Below are 25189 nucleotides of genomic sequence, written 5' to 3'. Positions count from 1 at the left end.
AACCGCCGGGGGCGGCGCGGGAGCAGTCAGCACGGTCACGCCCCCGTCCAGTCGAGAACCTTGGTGTCGCCGTCCCACAGCTCGAGGCGCGGCACATCCATCGGCTCGTTGGCGGCGACCGCCTCGCGGGTGAGCGCGACGAGCTGCCGGTCGAGGATGCCGCCGTAGCCGGGACGGTCGAGGTCGACGTCGACCACGTACGTCCGCCCGGACAGCACCTCGTACGCGCCGTCGTAGATCCGGACCCGGTACTGACGCATCAGCCCTCGCCTCCCTGCGTCGCCCCAGCCATCGCCGGCAAGGGTGACGCGGTCTCGGTGGCCGGTGGACCCGATACGGGCGCGACGTCGGCCGGGCCGAGAGCACGCCGCACGGTCGCCTCCGACCGGCCTACCGCGACGCCGATCCGACGCGCGGACCAGTCCGGGTTGGCGACCCGGAGGGCGCGGATGGTGGCTGCCACGTCATCCGCCGCCCGCTCGTCGCGACGCACGCGCTGACCAGCAGTGACGGGCTCCTCGGGTGCGTCGGTCTCCTCGACGTCCGGTGTCGGCGGCTCGGCCGGCGGGTCCGGCTCCGGCGTCGGTGCGGTGACGGGCTCGGCGGCGGCAGCAGGCTGCGCCGTGCCGGCCGAGGTGGCTGCGTCGCGGAGCCGGCCACCCAACTCGACGAGGCAGATCGAGGCGACGACCACCAGCCCGTCGACGGACAGCGGCAGCAGGTACGGCGACGCGTCGGTTTCCCCGTACCGGGCTGCGACGCCGACCATGTGCCAGTACGAGATCCACGCCGCGATCCCGGCGAGGGTTGCCGTGGCGACCCAGCGCGTGAACGCCAGCGATCGGCGGTGCACCGGCACCCGAGAGATCAGCTCGACGGTGAGCAGCAGGGCCAGCGGCGGCCAGGCGGCGATCGCTTGCGAGATCGGGTTGTCGCGGGCATGAAGGACGTTGCCGGTGATCGACACGGCGACGCCGAGCAGCAGCACGGCGCGCACCGCCCACCGGATCCGCTTCAACTGTCGGGGGGTCATCGGGTCGGCTCCTTCGTGACTTCGGACCAGAGCACGTGTCCGTGAGGTAGGCGGGTGATGGCCGGCGGTCCGGGGACCTCGACGGCCAGGGGGTGGCGGTACTCCTGCCACCGGCGCCACGCGGCGCGTACGGCCCGGCGGAGCAGGCGCCAGACCCGGGGCGACAGCCACACGATCGCGGCGGCCAGCGCGATGGCGATCAGCCGAAGCAGTCGGGCGAGGGCGACGAGCAGCCACCAGACGGCCGAGACGAACAGGTTCCTGCCCTTCCCGGCCGGCTGGTGCTGGCACGGGGCGGTACGGGCCATCAGCCGGCCGCCGTCTGTACTGCCGTCCGGAGCTGCCGGCCGAGCGTGGCGGCGGCGTCGAGCGGGAACGACACGCCCCGGCGCTGGAGGCCGAGCATCAGCGTGATGACCGGCTCGGTCACGCGGTGGTCCTGCTGGATCTGGAGGGCGACCGAGCCGGTGACCGGGAACTCGGCCGAGTAGTGCATCGGCTGCTGCTCAGTGCCCACGCACCACGGCGGGTGTACGACCGGGCCAGGCTCCGGCAGCCGCATCGCGGCGAGGTAGGCAGCCACGTCCGCGTCGGTCGGCTCGGTCGGGCCAGTGAGCCGGCGCAGGGTGCCGCACACGGGCGACACGACGTCCTCGGGGTGCGGCTGGTACGGCGTCCGCTGCGGGCTCAGGCCAGCGTCGAAGAGCATCGCCACGACCGCCCCGGTGTGGCTGTCGCACGCGTACGCCACGGCGTCGAGGCTGGCACGGTCGCTGCCCAGTCCCGGGGAGTACACCTCGATCCGCACGGTGGCGGGCTGCCCGCAGCCGGGCAGGCTCGGCAGGGCGCGCATCAGGCACTCTCCGCCGTGTCCGCGTGCCGCAGGATCGCGGCGGCGTGCTGCCGGGCCTCGGCCGGGGTCATCTCGACCCAAGCCTCCTTGTCGACGTCGAGGCTGCGCGGCCCGGACACCTTGACGCACACGGCCGGCTTCCGGTCCTCGGTGATGATCGGGTACGACTCGGCGAGACCGACCCGGATCCCGCCGCCGTCGGTGTACGCCTTGTACCCGGCGGACGCGAGCACGTCGGTCGGGTTGCCCATGCACTCGCCGTCGCAGCCGCCCTCGTGGTGGACGCACCAGGTGGCGCAGTCGGCACCCCGGTTCTCGTTGCGGATCAGCATCGGCGCCAGGGCCGAGATCGCGGCGTTCCGGATCTGCTCGGCCAGCGCGATCGCGTTCTCCGGGGTGATGGTGAGGTCGCCGACCCGGACCTCCGGCGCCTTCCGGGTGCCGGACAGGAAGTCGGTGAACTGCACGACGCTGGCGCTGACCGTGCCGCCCGACAGGGCGGGGATCTCCTCGCCACCGGTCGAGCACTCCCGCACGTACTCCTCGTACTGCTTGGTGTGGTCGATGACGCACCAGTCCGGGCACGGCGTCTTCTGCTTCGCCTCGTCGAACAGGCCGGTGTCCTCGCCGAGGCTGGCCCGGAACGCGGCGTGGTCCTGCCGGCGCAGCTCCTCCTCTGCGATCTCGGCGGCGGGGGCGAGGGCGGCCGACGAGCCGGTGGCGGCGAGCGCCTGGGCGACCACGAGTTGGTCGGTGTACTCGCGGGTCTGGGCGGGGGTGAGCCCGTCGCCGACCTCCGTCATCACGACCGGCTTCGTGCGCTCCCCGGTGGTGAGGTCGTCGTTCACGACCACCGACACCGACGCGACGGTCCGCTCACCGTCCCGGATCGGCGGCAACGCCACCTCGTGGTTCCGCATCCGGAGTTCCTGCTCGATCTCGAAGTTCGCCACGTGGTTCGTCTGGCAGAAGTCGGGGCAGGGCATCGTGAGCCGGCGCAGGAAGGCCGTCACCGTCTCGGCGTTGTCCTCGGCCTCGCGGGAGATGGGCCGGTCGAGCACCCACTCGGCGAGCCAGCCGGCGGACTTCGCCACGTCCGGCAGGTCGACGGCCGGGGACCGTCCGGCGGCGTTCTGGCTGACATACTCCGTCATGGGTCAGGGCTCCATCCTGATCAAGTGGTCCCCGGCCGGCGTTGCGATCGCTTGGCCGGGGGCCCATCTGCATTTATGGGGGAGAAGCAGGGCTTGTTACTGGGTACATGTAAACACTAATGGCGGATGGTTGAGTGTGTCAAGGGGAACAGTTACCCTGAGCGCATGCCGCGACCGACCTTCACGCCCGACGACGCACAGCGGGCCACGCTCGACGCCATCGCCAGGCTCGCCCGCAGACGCGAGAAGCTGGACAAGGAGATGGACGAGTTGATCGCGAAGGCGGCCCAGCAGGAGATCCCGATTGCGACGATCGCGGACCGGGCCGGAGTCGAGCGGAAGACGGTGTACCGGCATCTCGGCCGACCGATGCGGTGATCGTTCGGTGTGCCCAATGGACACACCATGGACACGGACCGCGAGAGACTGGGGAAATCGGGCCGGGATGACCGATGACGGGGGAGTGCCGCTGAGCTGCCGAAACGGTCCCGAGAGGATCTAGCGGGTTTGAGCGGGGATGGCCCTAGCCGGTTTTGAAGACCGTGAGGACCACCAGGCACCTGCCCGCCTCCCTGGCCAGCAGCGATGTTCCGTCCCCGATGGTAGGGCGTGCCCCATCCGGAAGATCGGCCGGGGCGGCGGGCGGGTGGCGTCCCCGGGGTGCGGGAGCGGGCGTGGGGGTCCGGGCGGTTGTCCTGGCTCCAGGTCGGACCACGGCCAGGTCGAAACTGTCCGGTGCCTGACCCCACTGGTCCGAACGGACCACGCTCGGTGAGCGTGTCGGGCGCGCTGCGCTGGAAGGGCGGCATCCTCCGACTACAATAGGTAGTCAAGGGTCGTCTATTTCGGCGGATATGGTCACAGACCGGTAACTTAGCCGCGCTCGACCCGGTGTGCCCGGCACCATCGTGGGTGAGGCCGTACCGTCCGAGGACCGGGCGACCCGGCCCCGACCGGAACCCCGGCCGAACCCAGGCATTCGACCACGACGGAGCGCAGCGAGGAGGCGGCAATGATCGAGCTGTGGAACTGGAGGACCGAGGGGCGCCTCGCCGCCAGGGAGATCCGCCTCGCGCTCGCCGACGCGCTCGACGTACCGGTGTTGCCGCTCGGCGGCATCGACCTCGCGCGGCTGCCGCACGGTGCCCTGCTCGTCGACGTCTGGCACCGGCCGGGCGACTATCCCACCTCCGTCGACTGCTACGGGGTGCCGGCCGAGCTACCGGAGGTGACCGCCATCGCGGCGTTCGCCCGCCGGCTGGGCCGGTGCTGCCTGCTGGCGGACGACACCCTCGACGCCGGGCGGCACCTGCTGGTCTCGGCGAACGGCACGATGCGTCCGGTGCACCTCGACGTGCGGGACACCGAGGACGGGGAGATCCTTTCCAACCAACGGCTCTGTACGGTGCTCAGCCCCCGCTGCCGGGGCTGGTCGCCGTGTCATCAGTCCCGCTGGGTGCCGGACTCGGTCATTCCGGCGCTCGCCGCCGCCTGACCGTTCCCCCGCACCACGAGCTGATCGAGCAGGGTCCGGGTCGCGTCGGTCACCGCGGCCACCGCGGCCTGGAACGCCGGGGCGTTGTGCGCGGCTGGGGCGCGGAATCCGGAGATCTTCCGGACGTACTGCAGCGCGGCCGCCTCGATGTCCGCCTCGGTGACGATCTCGGCGTACGGCTGGCGAAGCGTCTTGATACTCCGACACATGGCGTTCCTCCTCATCCGGGGCTGAGTAGCCGTCCCACGGGACCGGGCTCCCCGGCCGCTACGGATACTCTGTCACTGTCATGACTACCGCAGCCCTCGGCAGCCCGCGTACCTATCAAGTGCGCACCTACGGCTGCCAGATGAACGTGCACGATTCCGAGCGGATCTCCGGACTGCTGGAGCAGGCCGGCTACATCCGGGCCGCCGAGGCCGACGATCCGGACGTGGTGGTCTTCAACACCTGTGCCGTACGCGAGAACGCCGACAATCGGCTCTACGGGAATCTCGGACATCTACGCCCGGTGAAGGACAAGCACCCCGGGATGCAGATCGCGGTCGGTGGCTGTCTGGCCCAGAAGGACCGGGGGGAGATCGTCCGTCGGGCTCCCTGGGTCGACGTGGTCTTCGGCACCCACAACATCGGGTCGCTGCCGGTGCTGCTGGAGCGGGCCCGGCACAACGCCGCCGCCGAGGTCGAGATCCTGGAGTCGCTGGAGGTCTTCCCGTCCACCCTGCCGACCCGGCGCGAGTCGACGTACGCCGGTTGGGTGTCGATCTCGGTGGGCTGCAACAACACCTGCACGTTCTGCATCGTTCCGGCGCTGCGTGGCCGCGAGAAGGACCGCCGCCCCGGCGACATCCTGGCCGAGGTACGCGCGCTGGTCGCCGAGGGTGTGCTCGAGGTCACTCTGCTCGGCCAGAACGTGAACTCGTACGGCGTGGAGTTCGGCGACCGGCTCGCGTTCGGCAAGCTGCTCCGGGCCACCGGCGAGATCGACGGACTGGAACGGGTCCGCTTCACCAGCCCGCATCCCAAGGACTTCACCGACGACGTGATCGCCGCGATGGCCGAGACGCCGAACGTCTGCCACTCGCTGCACATGCCGTTGCAGTCCGGCTCCGACGACGTGCTGCGGGCGATGCGCCGGTCGTACCGGGCCGAGCGGTACCTCGGGATCATTTCCAAGGTCCGGGCGGCGATGCCGGACGCGGCGATCACCACGGACATCATCGTCGGCTTCCCCGGCGAGACCGAGGCCGACTTCGTCCGCACCCTGGACGTCGTCCGGGAGGCCCGGTTCGCCTCCGCCTTCACCTTCCAGTACTCCAAGCGCCCCGGCACCCCGGCCGCCACCATGCCGGACCAGTTGCCCAAGCAGGTGGTCCAGGAGCGTTACGAGCGACTGCTCGCGGCGGTCGAGGAGATCACCTGGGCGGAGAACCGCAAGCTCGTCGGCACCCCGGTCGAGGTGCTGGTCGCGGTCGGCGAGGGCCGCAAGGACGAGCGCACCGGGCGGCTCTCCGGCCGGGCCCGGGACGGCCGGCTGGTGCACTTCGCCGCCGGCTCGTACGCCGGGCAGATCCGACCGGGCGACATCGTGCACACCACCATCGACTACGCCGCCCCGCACCACCTCAACGCCGACGGCGAGCCGCTCGCGCACCGCCGCACCCGGGCCGGCGACGCCGCCGAGGCCGCCCGCGCACCCCGCCCCACCAGCGTCCTACTGGGCCTGCCCACCGTCGGCGTCCCGCCCGCAGTGTAAGGAAGGGCCCCTTCTTATCGCTTTTTGCATAAGAAGGGGCCCTTCCTAACAGTTCTAGAGGCCGATGCGGCCGGTGCCGGCACCGCTGGTCACGATGGACTTCACGTTGCTGGCGGTGTCGAGCTGGTACGAGTACGGAATACCGGCGACGCTCCCGCCGGTCTGCCCACTCCCCGAGTTGACGAAGTGGTTGTTCCGGGCAACCAGGCTGCCCGGCCCCGAGTCACCCTCACCGAGGTGGTACGGGTCGTCGGTGTTCTCGAAGTAGTTCCCCTCGACGAGCACGCCGGCGTTCTCCGTCGAGGCGACGCCGTAGCCGCTGACGTTGTTGTAGTAGTTGTTGTAGACGTGCACGGGGTTGCCGAAGCGGACCCGGGGGTGGCGCTGGCCGGACCCGTCGAACCAGTTGTGGTGGTAGCTGACCCGCAGGTGTCCGTTGTCCTGGCTGGCGTTGTCGTCGCTGTGCCCGAGCAGCATGGACTTGTCGTGGCCGTACACCCGGTTCCAGGAGATGGTGACGAAGTCCGAGGCGCGCTTGACGTCGACCGCGCCGTCGTACCCGTCGGTGAAGCTGTTGTGGTCGATCCAGATGTTGGTCGCCGACTCCTGGACGTTGATCGCGTCGTCGTCCCAGCCGTGGAAGTTGATGTTGCGGATGATGACGTTGCGGTCGCCGTTGATGTTGAGTCCGCAGCCCGAGATGGTGGCGTTGGAGCCGACGCCGAGGATGGTCTTGTTGGACCGGACCCGCAGCATGCCGGAGCAGGAGATGGTGCCGGAGACCCGGATCACCGCCGCGCTGCTGGATCCGACGGCGGTGGTCAGCGCCGAGGCGCTGGTCACGGTCGTCGAGGCGGCGCTGCCGCCACCGGTGGTGCCGCCGTTCTGGGTGGCCCAGCCGACGAGTCCGGTCTGCGGCGGGACCGTCGGGCCGGTCGGCGGAGGCGTGGTGGGGCCGGGTGTGGTCGGCCGGGGCGTCGTCGGGTTCGGCCCCGGCGTGGTGGGCGCGGTCCCTCCGGTGCAGGTCACGTTGTTCACGCTGAAGCTGCTTGGTGCCGGGTTGCTGGAGTTCCAGGTGCCGTTGAACCCGAACGAGGCGGTGCCGTTGGTGCCGACGTTGCCGTTGTAGCCGACGTTGGTGGCCGTGACCTGGCTGCCGCTCTGCGACACGGTCGCGTTCCAGGCCTGGGTCACCTGCTGCCCGGCCGAGTACGACCAGCGAAGAGTCCAGCCGCCCAGCGGATCGCCGAGGTTGGTGATGGTGACGTTGGCACCGAATCCGCCCTGCCACTGCGAGGCGACCGAGTAGCTGACCGAACAGCCGACCGCCGCGTGCGCGGAGACGGCGGTGATGACCCCGACTCCGGCGAGCGCGGCAGTGGTGGCGGCAGTGGCGAGGATCAGCGCCGTCCGGCGCCGTCGTACGAGCATCGTGCTCTCCTTGTCGTCCGGATGCGACGCACGCTCCGCCGATCAGGTCCGGAGTCCGTGCCCAGCGGTTCCGGAGACCGGCTGGTCCGCGCCGCGGATCCAAGCCGTGTTCGAGACGATGGCCCCCGCGCTTGCTGTTGCCCTTGGCAAGCGCTTTCCTGGCAATGAAAGCACGGTTCCCGATGCTTGTAAACGGATGACAGTCGCCCGGCCCCGGCCGTCAACTCCGGCTGTCAGCCTCGGCCCGGCCGTACCCGTCGCGAGTGGACGGTGACGGCCGGGGTGCCCGAGGCTGAGCGGGGGGCGGGACGACCGTCGCTCAGCTCGCCTGCTCGGCGAGCTCGAGGAACCGGCGCTTGGCGGTCAGGGCCTGCTCGGCCTCGCGGATCCGCTTGGCGTCACCGGCGGCCTTCGCCCGCGCGAGTCGCTGCTCGGCCTCGGCGACCTGGTCACGCATCTGGGTCAGCAGCGGGTTGGCCGACGGCTCGGTCCGGCGCCACGCGGAGTCCATGGCCTGGCGGACCTTGTCGTCCACCGCGCGCAGCCGCCGGTCCAGGCTGGCGGCGGCCTCGCGAGGCACCCGGCCGGCCTCGTGCCACTGGCCCTGGATCTCCCGGAGCTTCGCCTGCGCGCCACGCGGATCGCCCTCGACGTCCAGCGCCTCGGCCTCGGTGATCAGGGCCTGCTTGCGGTCCAGGTTGCCGCGCTGTTCCGCGTCCCGGGCGGAGAACACCTCGCTGCGCCGGGAGAAGAAGCTGTCCTGGGCGCCCCGGAACCGCTCCCAGAGCCGCTCCTCGGCCTCCTTCGAGGCACGGGGTGCGGCCTTCCACTGTGCCATCAGCTCCCGGAGCCGGTTGGCGGTGGCCGCCCAGTCCGTCGAGTCGGCCAGCGACTCGGCCTCGACGACCAACTCCTCCTTGGCCGCCTGGGCCTGCTTACGCTGGGCGTCCAGGGTGGCGAAGTGCGCACCCCGGCGACGGGTGAAGCCGTCCCGGGCGGCAGCGAACCGCTTCCAGAGCTCACCGTCGGTCTTCTTGTCGACGCCGCGGATGGTCTTCCACTCGTCGAGGATCTCCTTGAGCCGGTCACCGGCGGTCTTCCAGCCGGTCGACTCGGCGGCCAGCTTCTCCGCCTCCTCGACCAGCGAGGTCTTCCGGGTCACCGCCTCCGCCCGGGCGGTCTCCCGGGCGGCCCGCGCCTCCCCGGCCTTGCCCTCCGCCAGGGTGGCCAACCGGTCCAACCGGGCGGCGAGCGCGTCGAGGTCACCGACCACATGCGCCTCGGCCAGCGAGCCGCGCAGCCGGCGAATGGTCGCCAACGAGCCGGACGGATCGGCGGCCCCGGAGTTGAGCCGGGCCTCGGTCAGATCCACCTCGGTGACCAGATCGGCGAAGCGGCGGGCGAAGTGAGCCAGGCCTTCTTCCGGTGCTCCGGCCTGCCAGGAACCGACCACGCGCTCGCCCTCGGCCGTCTTGACGTAGACGTTCCCGTCCGCATCCACCCGTCCAAAGGCAGTCCAGTCACTCATGAGCCCATCCTCGTTCTCCCGGCGCTACCGGGGTTGGGGGTCCCCGGCGGTCGCCGCCACGGCGCAGCGAAGTTTCTCCCGGCATTGTCACAGGTCCAACCCGGTCCGCGTCGAGCGCCTATCGTCGACCGTGACCATACGGTGTCCTAGACCGCACCCGGATCGCCTGGCTTCCGGGTGTACAGTCCGCTGCCCGCTACGGTGGACCCGTGCCACTGGTCGCCGCAGCCATCTGCCCGAATCCACCAATGATCATTCCGGAGCTCGCCAGTACGGCGTCCCGTGAACTGGACGGTCTCCGTACCGCCTGTGCCGAGGCGATCGGCCGGCTGTTGGCGGCCGAGCCGGACACCGTACTCGTACTGGGCTCCGGAGCCGGGACCATTCGGCACGGGGAGTCCGACCATGGCAGCCTACGGCCGTACGGGCTGGACCGCACCGTGTCACTGGGTGCGGCCGGCGACCCTACGGGCCGACCGGAGCTTCCGCTCAGCCTGCTGGTCGGGGCCTGGCTGCTGCACCGGGCCGGTGCGCAGGGTCGACGCGGCGGGCAGAGCATCGCGCCGGACGCCCCGGTGGACGAATGCCGGCGGATCGGTGGCGACCTGGTCGACGAATCGGACGACCGGGTCGCACTGCTGGTGATGGGCGACGGCTCGGCCTGCCGGGGCGAACGGTCACCGGGGTACGACGATCCGGACGCCGAACCGTACGACGACGCGGTCGCCGCGGCCCTCGCCGGAGCCGACGGTGCGGCCCTGCTCGGGCTCGACCCGGAGTTGTCGGCGCGGTTGCGGGTCGCCGGCAGGACGCCGTGGCAGGCGCTGGCCGGTGCGGTGGCCCGGACCGGACTGCCCTGGCAGGGCGACCTGTCCTACTACGCAGCGCCGTACGGGGTCAGCTACTTCGTCGCGAACTGGACGCCGTGACCGAGCGGAGCGAGGAAATCGGTGCTGAGCGGCGCAGGGACGTCATGACCGGTCGGGGCAGGGTGATCGCGATCGTCGGCCCCACCGCCGCCGGCAAGTCGGGGCTGAGCATCGAGCTGGCCCGGGCCCTCGGCGGCGAGGTGGTCAACGCGGACTCGATGCAGCTCTACCGTGGGATGGACATCGGCACCGCCAAGCTGACCCTGGCGGAGCGGGCCGGGGTGCCGCACCACCTGCTGGACATCTGGGCGGTGACCGAACCGGCGAGCGTGGCGGCGTACCAGGCACTGGCCCGAGCGGCGGTGGACGACATCCTGGCCCGTGGCCGGGTACCGCTGCTGGTCGGCGGTTCCGGGCTCTACGTGCGAGCCGTACTGGACGAGTTCGAGTTTCCCGGCACGGATCCCGAGGTGCGGGCGAGGCTGGAGGGGGAACTGGCCGAGGTGGGGGCGGCTCCGTTGTACGCCCGGTTGCGTGGCGCCGACCCGGCGGCGGCGGCGAACATCCTGCCCAGCAACGGGCGGCGGATCGTCCGGGCGCTCGAGGTGATCGAGCTGACCGGGGCACCGTTCACCGCGTCGCTGCCCCGACCCATCCCCTGGTACGACGCCGTCCAGCTCGGGGTCGACCTGGAGACCACCGCATTGGACGAGCGGATCGCCGTCCGGGTGGACCGGATGTGGGCGGCCGGGCTCGTCGAGGAGACCCGGTCCCTGGTCGGTCAGGGGCTCCCCGCCGGTCGGACGGCCAGTCGGGCCCTCGGTTACCAGCAGGTGCTGCGGCTGCTCGACGGCGAGTTGTCGGAGCCCGAGGCGCGGGCCGACACGGTCCAGGCGACCCGCCGGTTCGTCCGCCGGCAGCGTTCCTGGTTCCGGCGGGACTCCCGGATCAACTGGCTGGACGCGGACCGGGACGATCTTCTCGGGGCGGCACTCGCGGTGCTCGGCCGAACGGACTGAGGATCCGGGGCCGGGACCGGACGGATCGGGGATCCGGGGCCGGGACCGGACGGGTCGGGGATGCGGGGCCGGGACCGGACGGATCGGGCGGGCACGCCGGCCCCGGAGGGCGGCCGGAGGAGCCGGCGGCGGTTCGGGGATGATGGACGGGTGCAGTTCAGCAAGGGCCACGGCACCGGCAACGACTTCGTGCTCCTGCCCGACCCCGACGGTCAACTCGACCTGACCCCGTCGATCGTGTCCACGCTCTGCGACCGACGGCGCGGTATCGGCGCCGACGGCGTACTCCGGGTGGTCCGGGCGGCGAAGCATCCCGAGGCGGTCGAACACGCCGGTACGGCCGAGTGGTTCATGGACTACTGGAACTCGGACGGCTCGTTGGCCGAGATGTGCGGCAACGGGGTTCGGGTCTTCACCCGGTATCTCATCTCCACCGGACTGGCGGACCCGGTCGGCGGCACCCTGCCGATCGCCACCCGGGCCGGAGTGGTCCGGGCCGAGGTGGGGGACGGAGAGATCTCCGTCGACCTGGGGCCGCCCCGGATCGGCGGCGGTGGCGTGGCCACGCTCGGCGGGTTCACCCTGGCCGGTACCGCGGTGGACTGTGGCAACCCGCACCTGGTCTGCGTACTGCCGGCCAGTGTCGACCTGGCGAGCCTGGACCTCACCCGGTCACCGGGGTTCGATCCGGCGCTCTTCCCCTCCGGCGTCAACGTCGAGTTCGTGGCCTCCGCGCCACCGGTCGACGGCGCCGACCTGCACGTGTTGATGCGGGTCTACGAACGTGGTTCGGCGGAGACGCTGTCCTGCGGGTCCGGAACCTGTGCCGTGGCGGCGGTGGCGCTGCGCGACGCCGGACGGACCGCCGGGGTGGTGGCCGTCGACGTTCCCGGAGGCCGGCTGACGGTGACGGTGGACGAGCAAAGCTGCTGGCTCGCCGGTCCCGCCGTCCTCGTGGCGCACGGCGAGATCAACCTAGCGGGCCTGACCGCCTGACAAGTGTTAACAAGGGCCCCTTCTTCTACAGAAAACGATAAGAAGGGGCCCTTCCTTACACCTCAGCTTGAGAGTGGGCTGGCCGGTGCGGCGGCCTCGGCGGCGATCTCGGGCAGGTCGGCCGGACCGGGGTCGGCGGCCGGCGGGGGAGCCGGCGCCTGTGCGGCGGCCCGGACCGCGGCGGCGACCGCAGGGGCCACCCGGGGGTCGAAGACGCTCGGCACGATCACCGTCGGGTTGAGCTTCTCGGCGCCGACCGCGTCCGCGATGGCCCGGGCGGCGGCGATCGCCATCTCCTCGGTGAACTCCTCGGCGTGCGCGTCGAGCATGCCCCGGAAGACACCGGGGAAGGCGAGCACGTTGTTGATCTGGTTCGGCTGGTCCGACCGGCCGGTGGCGACCACGGCGGCGTGCTTGCGCGCCTCCCTCGGGTCCACCTCCGGATCCGGGTTGGCCAGCGCGAAGACGATCGAGTCCGGCGCCATGGTGGCGATGTCGTCGCCGGTGAGGAGGTTGGGGGCGCTCACCCCGATGAAGACGTCCGCGCCGCGCAGCGCGGCGCGGAGGTCACCCGAGAAGCCGCCCGCGTTGGTGTTCTCGGCCAGCCACTGCCAGGCGGGGTTGAGATCGGGCAGCCCGCGGTGCAGGGCGCCCTGGCGGTCGTACGCGATGATGTCGCCGACGCCCTGACGGAGCAGCAGCTTCATGATCGCCGTGCCGGCGGCGCCGGCTCCGGAGACGACCACCCGGACGTCCGCGAGCTTCTTGCCCACGACGCGCAGCGCGTTGGTGAGCGCGGCCAGTACGCAGATCGCGGTGCCGTGCTGGTCGTCGTGGAAGACCGGAATGTCCAGCAGTTCGCGCAGCCGGTTCTCGATCTCGAAGCAGCGCGGCGCGGCGATGTCCTCCAGGTTGATCCCGCCGTACCCGGGGGCGATCGCCCGCACGATGGAGACGATCTCGTCCGGGTCCTGGGTGTCCAGCACCACCGGCCAGGCGTCCACCCCGCCGAAGCGCTTGAAGAGCGCGGCCTTGCCCTCCATCACCGGAAGTGCCGCCGCCGGGCCGATGTTGCCCAGTCCCAGTACGGCCGAACCGTCGGTGACCACCGCCACGGTGTTCCGCTTGATGGTCAGTCGCCGAGCGTCGGCCGGGTTCTCCGCGATCGCCAGACAGACCCGGGCCACTCCGGGGGTGTACGCCCGGGACAGCTCGTCCCGGTTGCGGAGGGACACCTTCGGGGACACCTCGATCTTGCCGCCGAGGTGGAGCAGGAAGGTCCGGTCCGACACCTTCCGGACGTCCACCCCGTCCAGCGCGGTCAACGCCTCCACCACCTGGTCGGCATGGGTCGCGTCGGCGGTGTCGCAGGTCAGGTCGACGATCACCGTGGTGGGATCGGAGTCGACCACGTCGAGCGCGGTGACGATGGCGCCGGCCTCGCCGACGCAGGTGGTGAGGCGGCCGATGGCCGAGGCGTCCGCCGTCACGCTGATCCGGATGGTGATCGAGAATCCGGCACTCGGCAGTCGCGTGATCGCCACGTGGTCCTCCGTCGTCTTCCTGCGGCCTCGCTGCCGCCGTCAGCATTCTGACCTGTGGCCAGGGGTAGCCATCGCCCGGGCCGGCGTAGCTCGCCACCGGGCGACCCGGACCACCCTAGGCGGCCCCGAAACTGCCGCTGACGTCAGCCCTGAGCTGGGTGGTACCCCGGCCTGCCGGTCCGCCGGCTTAGGCGGGCGGGACACCGCCGGCCCAGGTGGGCGGGATATAGCGGGTGCGTCTGGCGGACGGGCATGTCACGATTGATTGCCAACAGAGCACACAGTGGCACCAAAGGGCGCAAAGGGTAACCAGGGCCTCTCCGGTGCCGCCACGTGCACGGAATCGTCGGCGGCGGCAGGGCGTTACACAGGGGTGCGCGACGGTGTCGCGGCCCGAGAGGCCCCACCGGCGCCGAGGATCGCGCGACAGTGACGGAAGCGGTCGCGCGACAGCGACGGAGAGCAGGAGGAACGCTTGCGAGACCAGGAAAGCTTCGTTCGACTGGCGGATGAGGACCTCGACGCCATCGTCATCGACGGCGATGTCAGCAGCGGCGATGTCACCAGCGGCGAGCTGGAACTGGAGGACCGGCAGGCGCTCCGCCGTGTCGCGGGCCTGTCGACCGAACTCGCGGACGTCACCGAGGTCGAATACCGGCAGCTCCGGCTGGAGCGGGTGGTTCTGGTCGGCGTCTGGACGGACGGCACCATGACCGACGCGGAGAACTCCCTGACCGAGCTCGCGGCGCTCGCCGAGACGGCCGGTTCGCAGGTGCTCGAAGGGCTGATCCAGCGCCGTAGCCGGCCCGACCCGGCCACCTACATCGGTCGCGGCAAGGTCGACGACCTCGGTTCGGTGGTCCTTTCGTCCGGCGCCGACACGGTGATCTGCGACGGTGAGCTGTCCCCTTCCCAACTGCGCAACCTGGAGCAGCGCACCAAGGTCAAGGTCGTCGACCGGACCGCTCTGATCCTGGACATCTTCGCCCAGCACGCCAAGAGCAAGGAGGGCAAGGCCCAGGTCGAGCTGGCCCAACTCGAATACCTGCTGCCCCGGCTCCGTGGTTGGGGCGAGAGCCTGTCCCGGCAGGCCGGCGGTAGCGGCCGGGGCGGCGGCGCGGGCGGTGGCGTCGGACTGCGTGGTCCCGGTGAGACGAAACTGGAGACCGACCGGCGTCGGATCCGGATCCGGATCTCCCGGCTGCGTCGTGAGATCAAGAACATGCGCACGGCGCGGTACACCAAGCGGGCCCGTCGGACCCGCAGCGGCGTACCGGGCGTGGCCATCGCCGGCTACACCAACGCGGGCAAGTCCAGCCTGCTCAACCGGCTCACCAACGCCGGTGTGCTGGTGGAGGACTCGCTGTTCGCCACGCTGGACCCGACGACCCGCCGGGCGTACGCCGCCGACGGGCGGGTCTACACCCTGTCCGACACCGTCGGGTTCGTCCGGCACCTGCCGCACCAGATCGTCGAGGCGTTCCGCTCCACGCTCGAGGAGGTGGCCGACGCCGATCTCGTGCTGCACGTGGTGGATGGCGCGCACCCCGACCCGGAGGAGCAGGTGCGGGCGGTCCGGGAGGTGCTGGCCGAGGTGGGCGCGGACAAGCTGCCCGAGTTGCTGGTGGTCAACAAGACCGACGCGTCGGACGAGGAGACGCTGCTCCGGCTCAAGCGGGAGTGGCCGGAGGCGATCTTCGTTTCCGCCCGTACCGGCCGGGGTATCGAGGACGCGCGGGCGGCCATCGAGGCCCGGCTGCCCCGCCCGGCGGTCGAGGTGCGGGCGGTCCTGCCGTACGACCGGGGTGACCTGGTCGCCCGGGTGCACCGCCGGGGCGAGGTGCTCGGCACGGCACACCTGCCGGAGGGGACGAAACTGCACGTCCGGGTGGACGAGGCGCTCGCTGCGGAGTTGGCGCCGTACCGGGAGGTAGCGGGATGACCGGTCCCATCCTTGCCCGATAACGTCAGGTTGATCACGCCGCCTCCCCGGTTAACGGCGACAGCATGCGACACTGGTCGGATGCGGCGAGTCCTCTCTTCCGTGCTGGTTGCCTCCGGCGTGCTCGGGTCGAGCCTTGGCCTGGTCGGGGCGAGCCTCGGCTTCGGAGCTGTCGCGGCCTCCGCCGCTGCCGGCAAGAAGGTCTGCACGATCCCCGACGAGCGGATGACCGAGCTTTCCGGCTTGGTCGCCACCTCGGGCGGTTACGTGGCGGTCAACGACAGCAGTGAGGATTCCGACCGGGAACGGGTCTTCCTGCTGGACAGCAAGTGCAAGGTCAAGAAGGCGGTCCAGTACGCCAGCAGTCCGCGCGACCCGGAGGATCTCGCGATCTCCCCGGACAACAAGACGGTCTGGATCGCGGACATCGGCGACAACGACACGGAGCGCCGGACCAGCGTCGTGCTCTGGAGCATGCCGATCGCCGGCACGTCCAAGCCGGCGCTGCACCGGCTGACCTTCCCCGGCGACAAGCGCCACGACGCCGAGGCCCTGTTGATCGGGGCCGACGGCGTGCCGTTGATCATCACCAAGACGACCGGCAAGGCGGAGATCTTCCGGCCGTCCGAAGCACTGCAGAAGGGCAGCTCCGAGGGGGTGCCGCTGGCCAAGGCCGGCGAGATCACGCTGCCCAAGTCCACCACCGCCAACCGGTTCGGTCCGGCGGGCCGGCTGACCATCACCGGAGCGGCCCGGTCGCCGGACGGTACCCGGATCGCGCTGCGTACGTACGCGGACGCGTTCGAGTGGGACGTCAAGGACAACGACCTCGTCAAGACGCTGACCAGCGGTACGCCCCGGATCACCCCGCTGGCGGATCCGTTCGGCGAGGCGATCGCGTACACCACCGACGGCAAGACCTTCCTGACCGTTTCCGACGTCGACTCGATCGACGAGGAGACGGACGTGACGATCCTGAGCTACACCCCGGCCAAGGTCGTGGCGGCGGCAGCGGCGGACGGGGAAGCGGGCGGGACGAAGAAGGCCGCGGGGTCCTGGACCGACTCGCTGACCCTGGACGACATCACCTACCTCATCGCCGCGGTCGGCGTCATCGGTGCCGTACTCGTCGGTCTCGGCATCTTCGGGATCGTGCGGGCCCGGCGCCGCCCCCGGGAGGACGGGCTGGGCGCCGCCGGTCTGGACGGCGACGACAACGATCCGAGGGCTGGCCGGGGCGCCCTGCCCGGTGACGATCAGGACCCCCGGCGTTCGGGTTACGACAACGGTGACGGGTCGAACTGGGGTCCACCCCAGTCCGGCGGTTACGGCGACGGTTACCGCAGCGACCGACCGGCCGACGACTACGAGCCTGCCGGACGGGGCAGGTCGGCCGGTGGCGGGGTCTACGGCGGCAAGCCGGCCGGCGGTGGGGTCTACGGCGGTCAGCAGCCTGCCGGTGGCGGTGGTGGTGGCGTGTACGGCGGACGGCCCTCAGGGCGTCCCTCCGGACGGCCCCCCGGCGGCGGCGGTGGCGGTGGCGGGGTGTACGGCGGAACTCCCGCCGCTGGCGGTCCGACCCCGGCGGGGCGTCCCCGGGCCGGTGGCGGTGGTGGTGGGGTCTACGGCGGTCAGCCGTCCGGCGGCCACGGCGGTGGCCGGGGAGCCCGGCCGGGCCCGGACGAGCAGCGGGGTGGCCAGCGTGGCGGCCCGCCTCGGAACGGCCAGGGCCCTGTGCCGCGCGGCGCCCAGTACGGTCAACCCCGCCAACGGTCCGGTGGGCATCCCGACGACTACGACTACCGTTGACCGACCGCGTCGACCGGCCGCTCACGGGCGGCAGCACGTCGACCGGCCGCTGACCGGCGGCACCACGACTACCGTCGCCGACCGGCTTCGCCCACGGACTGCCGCCTACTGACCGCGTGACCCGAACCGTGTCATGCGGTCGGTAGCGCGAGGTTCCAGACCGAAGCCGCTGATGCCCTGGCTCCCGGTGCCGGCCGGCCGGAGCTGCGGCACCGCGCCGAAGGGCAGGGCGAGGGCGTCAGATCCGCCGGAGTACCGCCACCACCCGGCCCATGATGGTGGCGTCGTCTCCCGGGATCGGGTCGAAGGCGGGGTTCTGCGGCATCAGCCAGACGTGCCCGTCGCGGCGGCGGTAGGTCTTCACCGTCGCCTCACCGTCGAGCATCGCCGCGACGATCTCCCCCGCGTTCGCCGTCGGCTGCTGGCGTACGACCACCCAGTCGCCGTCACAGATCGCCGCGTCGAGCATCGAGTCGCCCTTGACCTGGAGCATGAAGACCTCGCCCTCGCCGACCAGCTCGCGGGGCAGCGGGAAGATGTCCTCGACGGCCTGCTCGGCGAGGATGGGACCACCCGCGGCGATCTGACCGAGCAGTGGCACGTAGGCCGGGGTGGGGCGCTGGGCGCGGGCGGTCTCGTCGTCGATCATCTCGCTGGGCGGCCGGACGTCCACCGCGCGCGGACGGTTGGGGTCGCGCCGCAGGAATCCCTTCCGCTCCAGTTCCTTGAGCTGGTACGCGACGCTGGACGGGGAGACCAGCCCCACCGCCTCACCGATCTCGCGGACGCTCGGCGGGTAGCCGTACCGCTCCACCCAGTCGCGGATGAACTCCAGGATGCGTCGCTGCCGGGCGGTCAGGTCCGCGGTCACCAGGTCCGGGAACGCGCTCACCACCGGGGTGACGGCCCGCAGGGCGGGCGCGCCGTCCCGAACCTGCGGCCCGGCCGTGCGTCGGCTGGCCCGGGTGCCTGGTACGCCGCTCTTCTGGGGCTTCTGCCGGCTCGTCCGGTCGTCGGTCGACACGTCGTCCTCCTGGTGGCGGTGGGGTGCCTTGGCGGCTCGTGGTGCGTCGTGGGGTCGGCGCCGGAAGCCGCGTCGGCGGATCCGGTGTCGATGTTCACGACCGTATAGGTGAGATCACATAGTTTCAAACATCTGTACGACATCGGCGCGGCGTGTCGCCTCTGAGGGCTCGACTTCGAACGGGTGTTCTGGTAGACCATCGTACGTCCGTTCGTTAGAACTGGTGTTCGATCTTGGAGGTCGCGATGGGTGCGGCGGGAGTGTCGAGGGCTTCCGGAGGTGGCCGGCTGCGGCTGACCCGGCGGGGTCGAGTGGTCGTGACGGTTTTCCTGCTGCTGCTCGTTGCCGGGCTGGCGGCGATCCTGGCGCCCGCGTCCCGGGCCGCCGATCCGCCGGGGCCGGTGCCGACCGCCGTGGTACGCCCCGGGGACACCCTCTGGTCGGTGGCCGAGCGGCACCGGCCCAGTTCGCAGCCGTTCGCCGTGATCGATGAGATCCGTCGACTCAACGGGCTGGAGGACTACACCGTGCACGCCGGGCAGCGGCTGATCCTGCCTACGGAGCGGTAACCGCCCGCCCTGCCGTGGGGTTGAAGATTTGCGTGCTGCGCCACGCCCCGTCAACTTGACCTCGGCCCGTCGGCGACATACGGTCGACCCCTAGATGTAGTAGTGACAAGGGTGTAAGTCGCCTAGAAGTTGGGGTTTAACTACCCGCAGCTCTCAGGTTCACCAACACCGCGGGAGCCACCTGGCGTGGCGGGCCCGCGGCAGGTGGCTGCCCGTTGGGCGAGACGCGATGGTCGTGATGGCGGAAGGAGGTCGGCGATGCGGTGTCCGTACTGCCGGCACGCCGACTCCCGGGTGGTCGACTCGCGGGAGGCCGACGACGGCCAGTTGATCCGCCGACGGCGGTCCTGCCCTGAGTGTGGCAAGCGGTTCACCACGGTCGAGGAGGCCGTGCTCGCGGTGGTCAAGCGCAGCGGGGTCACCGAGCCGTTCAGCCGGACCAAGATCATAGGTGGGGTACGCAAGGCGTGCCAGGGCCGCCCGGTGGACGACGACGCGATCGCGCTGCTGGCGCAGCGGGTCGAGGAGACCGTCCGGGCCAAGGGCGCGGCCGAACTGCCGAGCCACGACGTGGGGCTGGCCATCCTGGGGCCGCTCCGGGAGTTGGACGAGGTGGCATACCTGCGCTTCGCCAGCGTGTACCGGTCGTTCGAGTCGTTGGACGACTTCGAGCGGGAGATCGAGACGCTGCGCGCGGCGGCGATGGCCCGGAGCCAGTCGGGGGACGGCATCGGGGTCGTCGGGGCGCCCGGCGCTCCGACCGGCTAGTTCTTTCAGTTTTCGAATCAGCGACGGACGCACGACGGGAAGAGTCGTGCGCGCAAGGGGGCGGATGAGATGTCGGGGGAAGGTGTGACAGCGAGTAAGTCACGGACCAGGGCGGCGGCGACGACCGGGTTGAAGGTGGAGCGCGTCTGGACCACCGAGGGCGTACACCCGTACGACGAGGTGACCTGGGAGCGTCGGGACGTCGTGATGACGAACTGGCGGGACGGCTCGATCAACTTCGAGCAGCGGGGCGTGGAGTTCCCGGACTCCTGGAGCGTCAACGCGGCCAACATCGTGACCACCAAGTACTTCCGGGGCGCGGTCGGCACCCCGGAGCGGGAGTGGTCGCTCAAGCAGCTCATCGACCGGGTGGTGCGGACGTACCGGGCGGCGGGGGAGCAGCACGGTTACTTCGCCACCGGCGCCGACGCGGAGATCTTCGAGCACGAGCTGACCTGGATGCTGCTGCACCAGGTGTTCAGCTTCAACTCGCCGGTCTGGTTCAACGTCGGCACGGCCTCGCCGCAGCAGGTCTCGGCGTGTTTCATCCTGGCCGTCGACGACTCGATGGACTCGATCCTCGACTGGTACAAGGAGGAGGGGCTGATCTTCAAGGGCGGTTCCGGCTCCGGGGTGAACCTGTCCCGGATCCGCTCGTCCCGGGAACTGCTCTCCAGCGGCGGCACCGCCTCCGGCCCGGTCAGCTTCATGCGGGGCGCGGACGCCAGCGCGGGCACCATCAAGTCCGGCGGTGCCACCCGGCGGGCGGCCAAGATGGTGATCCTGGACGTGGACCACCCGGACATCGAGGAGTTCGTGGTCACCAAGGCGCGCGAGGAGCACAAGATCCGTGCGCTCCGCGACGCCGGCTTCGACATGGACCTCGGCGGCTCCGACATCGTCAGCGTGCAGTACCAGAACGCCAACAACTCGGTCCGGGTCTCCGACGAGTTCATGCGGGCGGTGCAGGACGGCGGCACGTTCGACCTGCGGGGCCGGCTGGACGGCGCGGTGATCGAGAGCGTCGACGCCAAGGGGCTGTTCCGGACCATCTCCCAGGCCGCCTGGGAGTGCGCCGACCCCGGCCTCCAGTACGACGACACGATCAACGACTGGCACACCTGCCCGGAGACGGGCCGGATCACCGCCTCGAACCCGTGCTCGGAGTACCTGCACCTGGACAACTCCTCGTGCAACCTGGCCTCGCTGAACCTGATGAAGTTCCTCCGTGCCGACGGCGGGTTCGAGGTGGCCAAGTTCGTCCGGTCGGTGGAGTTCGTGATCACCGCGATGGACATCTCGATCTGCTTCGCCGACTTCCCGACCGAGAAGATCGGGGAGACCACCCGGGCGTACCGGCAGCTCGGCATCGGGTACGCCAACCTCGGCGCGCTGCTGATGGCGACCGGCCACCCGTACGACTCCGAGAGTGGTCGCTCGGTCGCCGCCGCCATCACCTCGCTGATGACCGGTACGGCATACCGCCGCTCGGCCGAGCTGGCCGGCGTGGTCGGCGCCTACGACGGGTACGCCCGCAACGCCGAGCCGCACAAGCGGGTGATGCGCAAGCACGCCGCCGCTAACGACGAGATCAAGCCGACCGGCACGGTCGCCACCGAGATCGTCCGCGAGGCGACCAAGCAGTGGACCCAGGGCAACAAGATCGGCGACAAGTCCGGCTGGCGGAACGCGCAGGCGTCGGTGCTCGCCCCGACCGGCACCATCGGGCTGATGATGGACTGCGACACCACCGGGGTCGAGCCCGACCTGGCGCTGGTCAAGTTCAAGAAGCTGGTCGGCGGCGGTTCGATGCAGATCGTCAACCAGACCGTGCCGCGTGCGCTGCGCAGCCTGGGGTACCCGGAGGAGCAGGTCGAGGCGATCGTCGAGCACATCGCCGACCACGGCCACGTCGTCGACGCGCCCGGACTGAAGCCGGAGCACTACCCGGTCTTCGACTGCGCGATGGGCGAGCGGTCGATCGCTCCGATGGGGCACGTCCGGATGATGGCGGCCGTGCAGCCGTTCATCTCCGGCGCGATCTCGAAGACGGTCAACATGCCGGAGGCGGCCACCGTCGCCGACGTCGAGCAGATCTACTTCGAGGGCTGGAAGCTGGGCCTCAAGGCGCTGGCGATCTACCGGGACAACTGCAAGGTCGGTCAGCCGCTGTCGGCGTCCAAGCGGGAGCCGGCGAAGGCGGCCCCGCCGGCCGCGCCGGAGAAGACGGTCGAGAAGGTCGTCGAGTACCGCCCGGTGCGCAAGCGGCTGCCGAAGAAGCGGCCCTCCGAGACGGTGTCGTTCTCGGTCGGCGGGGCCGAGGGCTACCTCACCGCGTCGTCGTACCCGGACGACGGCCTGGGCGAGGTCTTCCTCAAGATGTCGAAGCAGGGCTCGACGCTGGCCGGGGTGATGGACGCCTTCTCGGTGGCGATCTCGATCGGCCTCCAGTACGGCGTGCCGCTGGAGACGTACGTCAGCAAGTTCACCAACATGCGGTTCGAGCCGGCCGGGATGACCGATGACCCGGACATCCGGATGGCGGCCTCGGTGATGGACTACATCTTCCGGCGGCTGGCCCTGGACTTCCTGCCCCAGGAGCGGCGGGCGGAGCTGGGCATCTTCACCGCCAAGGAGCGGGCCGCGCAGTTGCGGGCGGAGGCGGAGGCGGAGAGCGCCGTCGACCTCGCCGCGATGGCCGCGTCCGCGCCGGTGGAGACCAGGTCGGAGCCGGCGGTGGAGCGTCAGGTCGAGGCGGCGGCGCCGGAACGGCCGGCGCCTCAGGTCGGCTCCTCGACCGAGCTGCTGGAAGCGGTGCTGGGCAAGGCGCAGGACGCCCCGCTCTGCTTCACCTGCGGCACCAAGATGCGGCCCGCCGGTAGCTGCTACGTCTGCGAGGGCTGCGGCTCCACCTCCGGGTGCAGCTGAGAGCACGGTAGCTGCGCCGTCGAGAGCGCGGTAACGGCAGAGGGGAGTCGGGCTGTTCGCCCGGCTCCCCTCTGCCGGACCCGGTCGTCCGACGCCGGGAGTTCGACTGTGATCATTGGGAGATGACCACCGCCACGATCTACGCCGAATTCGCCGCGCGGGAGGCACACGGCGTGTCGCCCGGGTACGAACGACTGGCCCACGCCGTGTCGCGGGACGACGACATACTGGCTCTGCTCGACACGCTTCCACCGGCCAAGCGCCAGCCCAACCTGCTGTTCGGGGCCGTCCGGCTGCTCGGCGGTCCGATCGACGATCCGACCGCATTTCACCGGTACGCGGTGACGAACTGGCCGGCGATCGAGGCGGAGCTGCGCCACCGGGCCACCCAGACGAACGAGGCCGGGCGGTGTGCCGTACTGCTGCCGGTGCTCGCCGCGCTGCCGCAGCCGCTCGCACTGATCGAGGTAGGCGCCTCCGCCGGGCTCTGCCTCTACCCCGACCGGTACGCCTACCGGTACGGCGAGGTGTCGGTCGGCTCCGGTGAACCGGTGCTGGAGTGCGAGGCGACCGGGGTGGCGCCGCCGGCCGGCGTACCGGAGGTGGTGTGGCGGGCCGGCCTGGACCTGAACCCGCTCGACGTGACGGACCCGGCGGACGTCGCGTGGCTGGAGGCGCTCATCTGGCCGGAGCACGCGCACCGTCGCGCCCGGCTGCGGGCCGCGGCGGCCGTCGCGGCGGCCGACCCGCCGCTGCTGGTGCGGGGCGACCTGGTGGACGACCTGCCGGCGCTGGCCGCGCGGGCGCCGGCCGGCGCGACGCTGGTGGTGTTCCACACCTCCGTGCTGTACCAGGTGCCGGCGCCGCGCCGGGAGGCGTTCATCGAGCTGGTACGCGGGCTGCCCGGCCACTGGATCGCGAACGAGGCGCCGGACGTGGTGTCCCACGCCGCGCTGCCGGAGCCGCCGGGCGACGCGCTGTACAACGTGCTCACGTTGGACGGGACGCCGCTGGCCTGGACCCGCTCGCACGGGCAGGCGATGACCTGGTTCGGGGACGGCCCGGCCCGGTAGCCGGGGCCGACGACGCCGTGACGGTTCAGACGGCCGGCATGTCGCGCATCTTCCGCAGCGGTGAGAAGAGGACGAACAGGGCGGCGCTCCAGGTGCCGATCACACAGATCCAGAGCGCCGGCCGCAGGCCCAACTGGGCACCGAGCGCGCCGCCGAACAGGGCACCGAGCGGAATCACCCCGTAACAGACCCACAGGAACGCGGCGTTCACCCGGCCGAGGAGCCTGGCCGGGGTGACGTGCTGCCGGTACGACATCGCCGCCGCGTTGAACAGCACCGAGTTCGCGGAGAACGCGGCGAGGCCGGCACCGTAGAGCAACAGGCCCCAACCGGGCCGGGCCAGGGGCATGAGCAGGTACAGCGGGCCGGGCGCGAGCATCGCCACCCAGATGATCCGGGCCGAACCGATCCGCTCCGAGATCCGGTTCGTCAGCGCACCGGCCGCCAGCCCGCCGAGCGCGCTGATCGTGAAGACGAAGCCGACCAGCAGGGACGAGGCGTGCAGTTCCCGGACCAGGAAGGTGATCTCGATGGAGCTCGACGCCATCACGAAGAAGTTCGAGGTCGTCGTGCAGGCCAGGATCTTCACCAGGATCGGCTGGCGGCGGATGAAGGCGAGTCCTCCGGTCAGGGCGGTCCGCAACGTGGGCCGTGGGTCGTCCGCCGGGCTCGCGTCCGGCTCGGCCGGTGCCTCCCGGATCAGCCAGAGCGTCACCGCGCTCACCAGGAAGGCGAATCCGTTGCTGAAGAACGTCCTGGTGGCTCCGACGACGCCGATCAGCGCCCCGCCGATCGTCGTACCGACGAGTTCGGCGAACTCCTGGCTCATCCCGAGCTTCCCGTTCGCGTCGACGAGTTGGGAGGCGGCAACGATCTTCGGAAGCGTGCTCCGGTAGGCGACGGTGAAGAGCACGGTGAGGACGCCGGAGAGCCCGACGACGACGTACAGGTACGACAGGTTCAGCCTCCCGCCGATCGCGACCAGCGGTAGCGACACCAGCAGCGCCATTCGGCCCAGATCGCAGACGATCATCAGTTTCCGCTGGTCGACACGGTCGGCGAGGATCCCGGCCGGCAGTGAGAAGAGCAGATACGGCAGCCAGGCGAGGAATGTCAGCAGCGAGATCTGGAAGACGCTGGCATCGAGGTCGTTGGCGGCGAGCAGTGGGATCGCGATGCCGGAGATCCGGGTACCCAACTCGCTGACGGTCTGACCGCTCCACAGCAGCAGGAAGTTCCTGGACCGCCAGAGCGAGCGGCGCTGCGCCCGCTTGGCGGCAGCAGGCGGCGCCAACTGTTGCGTCACTGAGGGTCCTCATCCACGACGGGGAACAGACCTGGCCGCCGGTGTCGGCGCCGAGTTGGCGGTGGCCGGGACGTGGTCGGCGCCGAGTGCCC

The 25189-nt window shown here is 71.0% G+C and carries 23 protein-coding genes; 12 read left to right on the top strand and 11 right to left on the bottom strand.

All coding sequences use genetic code 11. The annotated features are described in order from the left end of the window. Positions 1 to 35: 35 nt before the first annotated feature. From ACFP2T_RS13395 to ACFP2T_RS13375, 5 genes are read right to left on the bottom strand one after another with little or no spacing between them, the layout of a single operon-like run. Positions 36 to 260, bottom strand: a complete 225-nt coding sequence (locus ACFP2T_RS13395) for a hypothetical protein (protein ID WP_377421281.1) — start codon at positions 258 to 260, stop codon at positions 36 to 38. Then, complete coding sequence (locus ACFP2T_RS13390) at positions 260 to 1033, bottom strand: DUF2637 domain-containing protein (RefSeq protein WP_377421280.1); 774 nt, start codon at positions 1031 to 1033, stop codon at positions 260 to 262. Before ACFP2T_RS13390 ends, ACFP2T_RS13395 begins: the two co-directional genes overlap by 1 nt. Beyond that, a complete protein-coding gene (locus ACFP2T_RS13385; protein ID WP_377421278.1) occupies positions 1030 to 1341 on the bottom strand; it encodes a hypothetical protein in 312 nt (103 codons plus the stop codon). Before ACFP2T_RS13385 ends, ACFP2T_RS13390 begins: the two co-directional genes overlap by 4 nt. Then, a complete protein-coding gene (locus ACFP2T_RS13380; RefSeq protein ID WP_377421277.1) occupies positions 1341 to 1886 on the bottom strand; it encodes a hypothetical protein in 546 nt (181 codons plus the stop codon). Before ACFP2T_RS13380 ends, ACFP2T_RS13385 begins: the two co-directional genes overlap by 1 nt. Then, positions 1886 to 3040, bottom strand: a complete 1155-nt coding sequence (locus ACFP2T_RS13375; RefSeq protein ID WP_377421275.1) for a DUF6907 domain-containing protein — start codon at positions 3038 to 3040, stop codon at positions 1886 to 1888. The genes ACFP2T_RS13380 and ACFP2T_RS13375 overlap by 1 nt, the downstream gene beginning before the upstream one ends. A 165-nt stretch (positions 3041 to 3205) precedes the next feature. Between ACFP2T_RS13375 and ACFP2T_RS13370 the strand changes: the two genes are divergently transcribed. Together ACFP2T_RS13370 and ACFP2T_RS13365 are read left to right on the top strand one after the other, a co-directional pair. Continuing rightward, entirely contained in the window at positions 3206 to 3418 is a 213-nt protein-coding gene (locus ACFP2T_RS13370; protein ID WP_377421273.1) for a helix-turn-helix domain-containing protein, read from the top strand. Between the two features lie 634 nt (positions 3419 to 4052). Continuing rightward, positions 4053 to 4535, top strand: a complete 483-nt coding sequence (locus ACFP2T_RS13365) for a hypothetical protein (protein ID WP_377421271.1) — start codon at positions 4053 to 4055, stop codon at positions 4533 to 4535. Here the strand turns inward: ACFP2T_RS13365 and ACFP2T_RS13360 are convergent. Next, on the bottom strand, positions 4484 to 4744 hold the full coding sequence (locus ACFP2T_RS13360) for a DUF2277 family protein (protein WP_377421269.1): 261 nt from the start codon (positions 4742 to 4744) through the stop codon (positions 4484 to 4486). The two genes, ACFP2T_RS13365 and ACFP2T_RS13360, sit on opposite strands and share 52 nt — an antisense overlap. An 80-nt stretch (positions 4745 to 4824) precedes the next feature. Between ACFP2T_RS13360 and miaB the strand changes: the two genes are divergently transcribed. Continuing rightward, positions 4825 to 6291, top strand: a complete 1467-nt coding sequence (gene miaB, locus ACFP2T_RS13355; protein WP_377421267.1) for a tRNA (N6-isopentenyl adenosine(37)-C2)-methylthiotransferase MiaB — start codon at positions 4825 to 4827, stop codon at positions 6289 to 6291. Positions 6292 to 6345: 54 nt separating this feature from the next. Here the strand turns inward: miaB and ACFP2T_RS13350 are convergent, their stop codons facing one another. Both ACFP2T_RS13350 and ACFP2T_RS13345 read right to left on the bottom strand, forming a co-directional pair. Further along, positions 6346 to 7722 carry a pectate lyase family protein gene (locus ACFP2T_RS13350; protein ID WP_377421265.1) on the bottom strand — a complete coding sequence of 459 codons (1377 nt, stop codon included), beginning with the start codon at positions 7720 to 7722 and terminating at the stop codon, positions 6346 to 6348. 319 nt (positions 7723 to 8041) lie between these two features. Then, the gene (locus ACFP2T_RS13345) at positions 8042 to 9250 is read right to left on the bottom strand and encodes a DUF349 domain-containing protein (protein ID WP_377421263.1); all 1209 of its coding nucleotides are present in this window, start codon (positions 9248 to 9250) and stop codon (positions 8042 to 8044) included. A gap of 248 nt (positions 9251 to 9498) precedes the next feature. On the opposite strand from ACFP2T_RS13345, the gene ACFP2T_RS13340 reads away from it, so the two are divergent. The 3 genes from ACFP2T_RS13340 (at position 9499) to dapF (ending at position 12134) form a co-directional block, all read left to right on the top strand. Continuing rightward, positions 9499 to 10179, top strand: coding sequence for a class III extradiol ring-cleavage dioxygenase family protein (locus ACFP2T_RS13340; protein ID WP_377421261.1), 681 nt, complete (start codon positions 9499 to 9501; stop codon positions 10177 to 10179). A 44-nt stretch (positions 10180 to 10223) separates the two neighbouring features. Then, positions 10224 to 11138 (top strand): tRNA (adenosine(37)-N6)-dimethylallyltransferase MiaA, encoded by a 915-nt coding sequence (gene miaA / locus ACFP2T_RS13335; protein ID WP_377422783.1) that lies wholly within the window; start codon positions 10224 to 10226, stop codon positions 11136 to 11138. 150 nt (positions 11139 to 11288) lie between these two features. Beyond that, positions 11289 to 12134 carry a diaminopimelate epimerase gene (dapF, locus tag ACFP2T_RS13330; RefSeq protein WP_377421259.1) on the top strand — a complete coding sequence of 282 codons (846 nt, stop codon included), beginning with the start codon at positions 11289 to 11291 and terminating at the stop codon, positions 12132 to 12134. A gap of 62 nt (positions 12135 to 12196) precedes the next feature. Here the strand turns inward: dapF and ACFP2T_RS13325 are convergent, their stop codons facing one another. Then, the gene (locus ACFP2T_RS13325) at positions 12197 to 13678 is read right to left on the bottom strand and encodes an NAD-dependent malic enzyme (protein WP_377421257.1); all 1482 of its coding nucleotides are present in this window, start codon (positions 13676 to 13678) and stop codon (positions 12197 to 12199) included. 475 nt (positions 13679 to 14153) lie between these two features. Here ACFP2T_RS13325 and hflX point away from each other — a divergent pair, with 475 nt between their 5' ends. Next, the gene (gene hflX, locus ACFP2T_RS13320; protein WP_377421255.1) at positions 14154 to 15620 is read left to right on the top strand and encodes a GTPase HflX; all 1467 of its coding nucleotides are present in this window, start codon (positions 14154 to 14156) and stop codon (positions 15618 to 15620) included. A gap of 81 nt (positions 15621 to 15701) precedes the next feature. Next, positions 15702 to 17429 (top strand): hypothetical protein, encoded by a 1728-nt coding sequence (locus tag ACFP2T_RS13315; RefSeq protein ID WP_377421253.1) that lies wholly within the window; start codon positions 15702 to 15704, stop codon positions 17427 to 17429. A gap of 238 nt (positions 17430 to 17667) precedes the next feature. Here ACFP2T_RS13315 and lexA read toward each other — a convergent pair whose 3' ends face one another. Continuing rightward, a complete protein-coding gene (lexA, locus tag ACFP2T_RS13310) occupies positions 17668 to 18453 on the bottom strand; it encodes a transcriptional repressor LexA (protein ID WP_377421251.1) in 786 nt (261 codons plus the stop codon). Between the two features lie 317 nt (positions 18454 to 18770). On the opposite strand from lexA, the gene ACFP2T_RS13305 reads away from it, so the two are divergent. From ACFP2T_RS13305 to ACFP2T_RS13290, 4 genes are all read left to right on the top strand, one after another. Beyond that, a complete protein-coding gene (locus ACFP2T_RS13305) occupies positions 18771 to 19022 on the top strand; it encodes a LysM peptidoglycan-binding domain-containing protein (protein WP_377421249.1) in 252 nt (83 codons plus the stop codon). A gap of 258 nt (positions 19023 to 19280) precedes the next feature. After that, positions 19281 to 19790: a transcriptional regulator NrdR gene (nrdR, locus tag ACFP2T_RS13300; protein WP_377421247.1), complete on the top strand. Its 510-nt coding sequence runs from the start codon at positions 19281 to 19283 to the stop codon at positions 19788 to 19790. Between the two features lie 69 nt (positions 19791 to 19859). Further along, complete coding sequence (locus tag ACFP2T_RS13295; protein WP_377421245.1) at positions 19860 to 22718, top strand: vitamin B12-dependent ribonucleotide reductase; 2859 nt, start codon at positions 19860 to 19862, stop codon at positions 22716 to 22718. A 122-nt stretch (positions 22719 to 22840) separates the two neighbouring features. Further along, positions 22841 to 23791 carry a DUF2332 domain-containing protein gene (locus ACFP2T_RS13290; protein WP_377421243.1) on the top strand — a complete coding sequence of 317 codons (951 nt, stop codon included), beginning with the start codon at positions 22841 to 22843 and terminating at the stop codon, positions 23789 to 23791. A 25-nt stretch (positions 23792 to 23816) separates the two neighbouring features. On the opposite strand, the gene ACFP2T_RS13285 is transcribed toward ACFP2T_RS13290, so the two are convergent. After that, positions 23817 to 25097, bottom strand: a complete 1281-nt coding sequence (locus tag ACFP2T_RS13285) for an MFS transporter (protein ID WP_377421241.1) — start codon at positions 25095 to 25097, stop codon at positions 23817 to 23819. Positions 25098 to 25189: the final 92 nt, after the last annotated feature.

It is taken from the genome of Plantactinospora solaniradicis (assembly GCF_042658085.1).
Classification (GTDB): domain Bacteria; phylum Actinomycetota; class Actinomycetes; order Mycobacteriales; family Micromonosporaceae; genus Plantactinospora; species Plantactinospora solaniradicis.
This window is presented reverse-complemented; position numbering and strand designations above follow the sequence as displayed.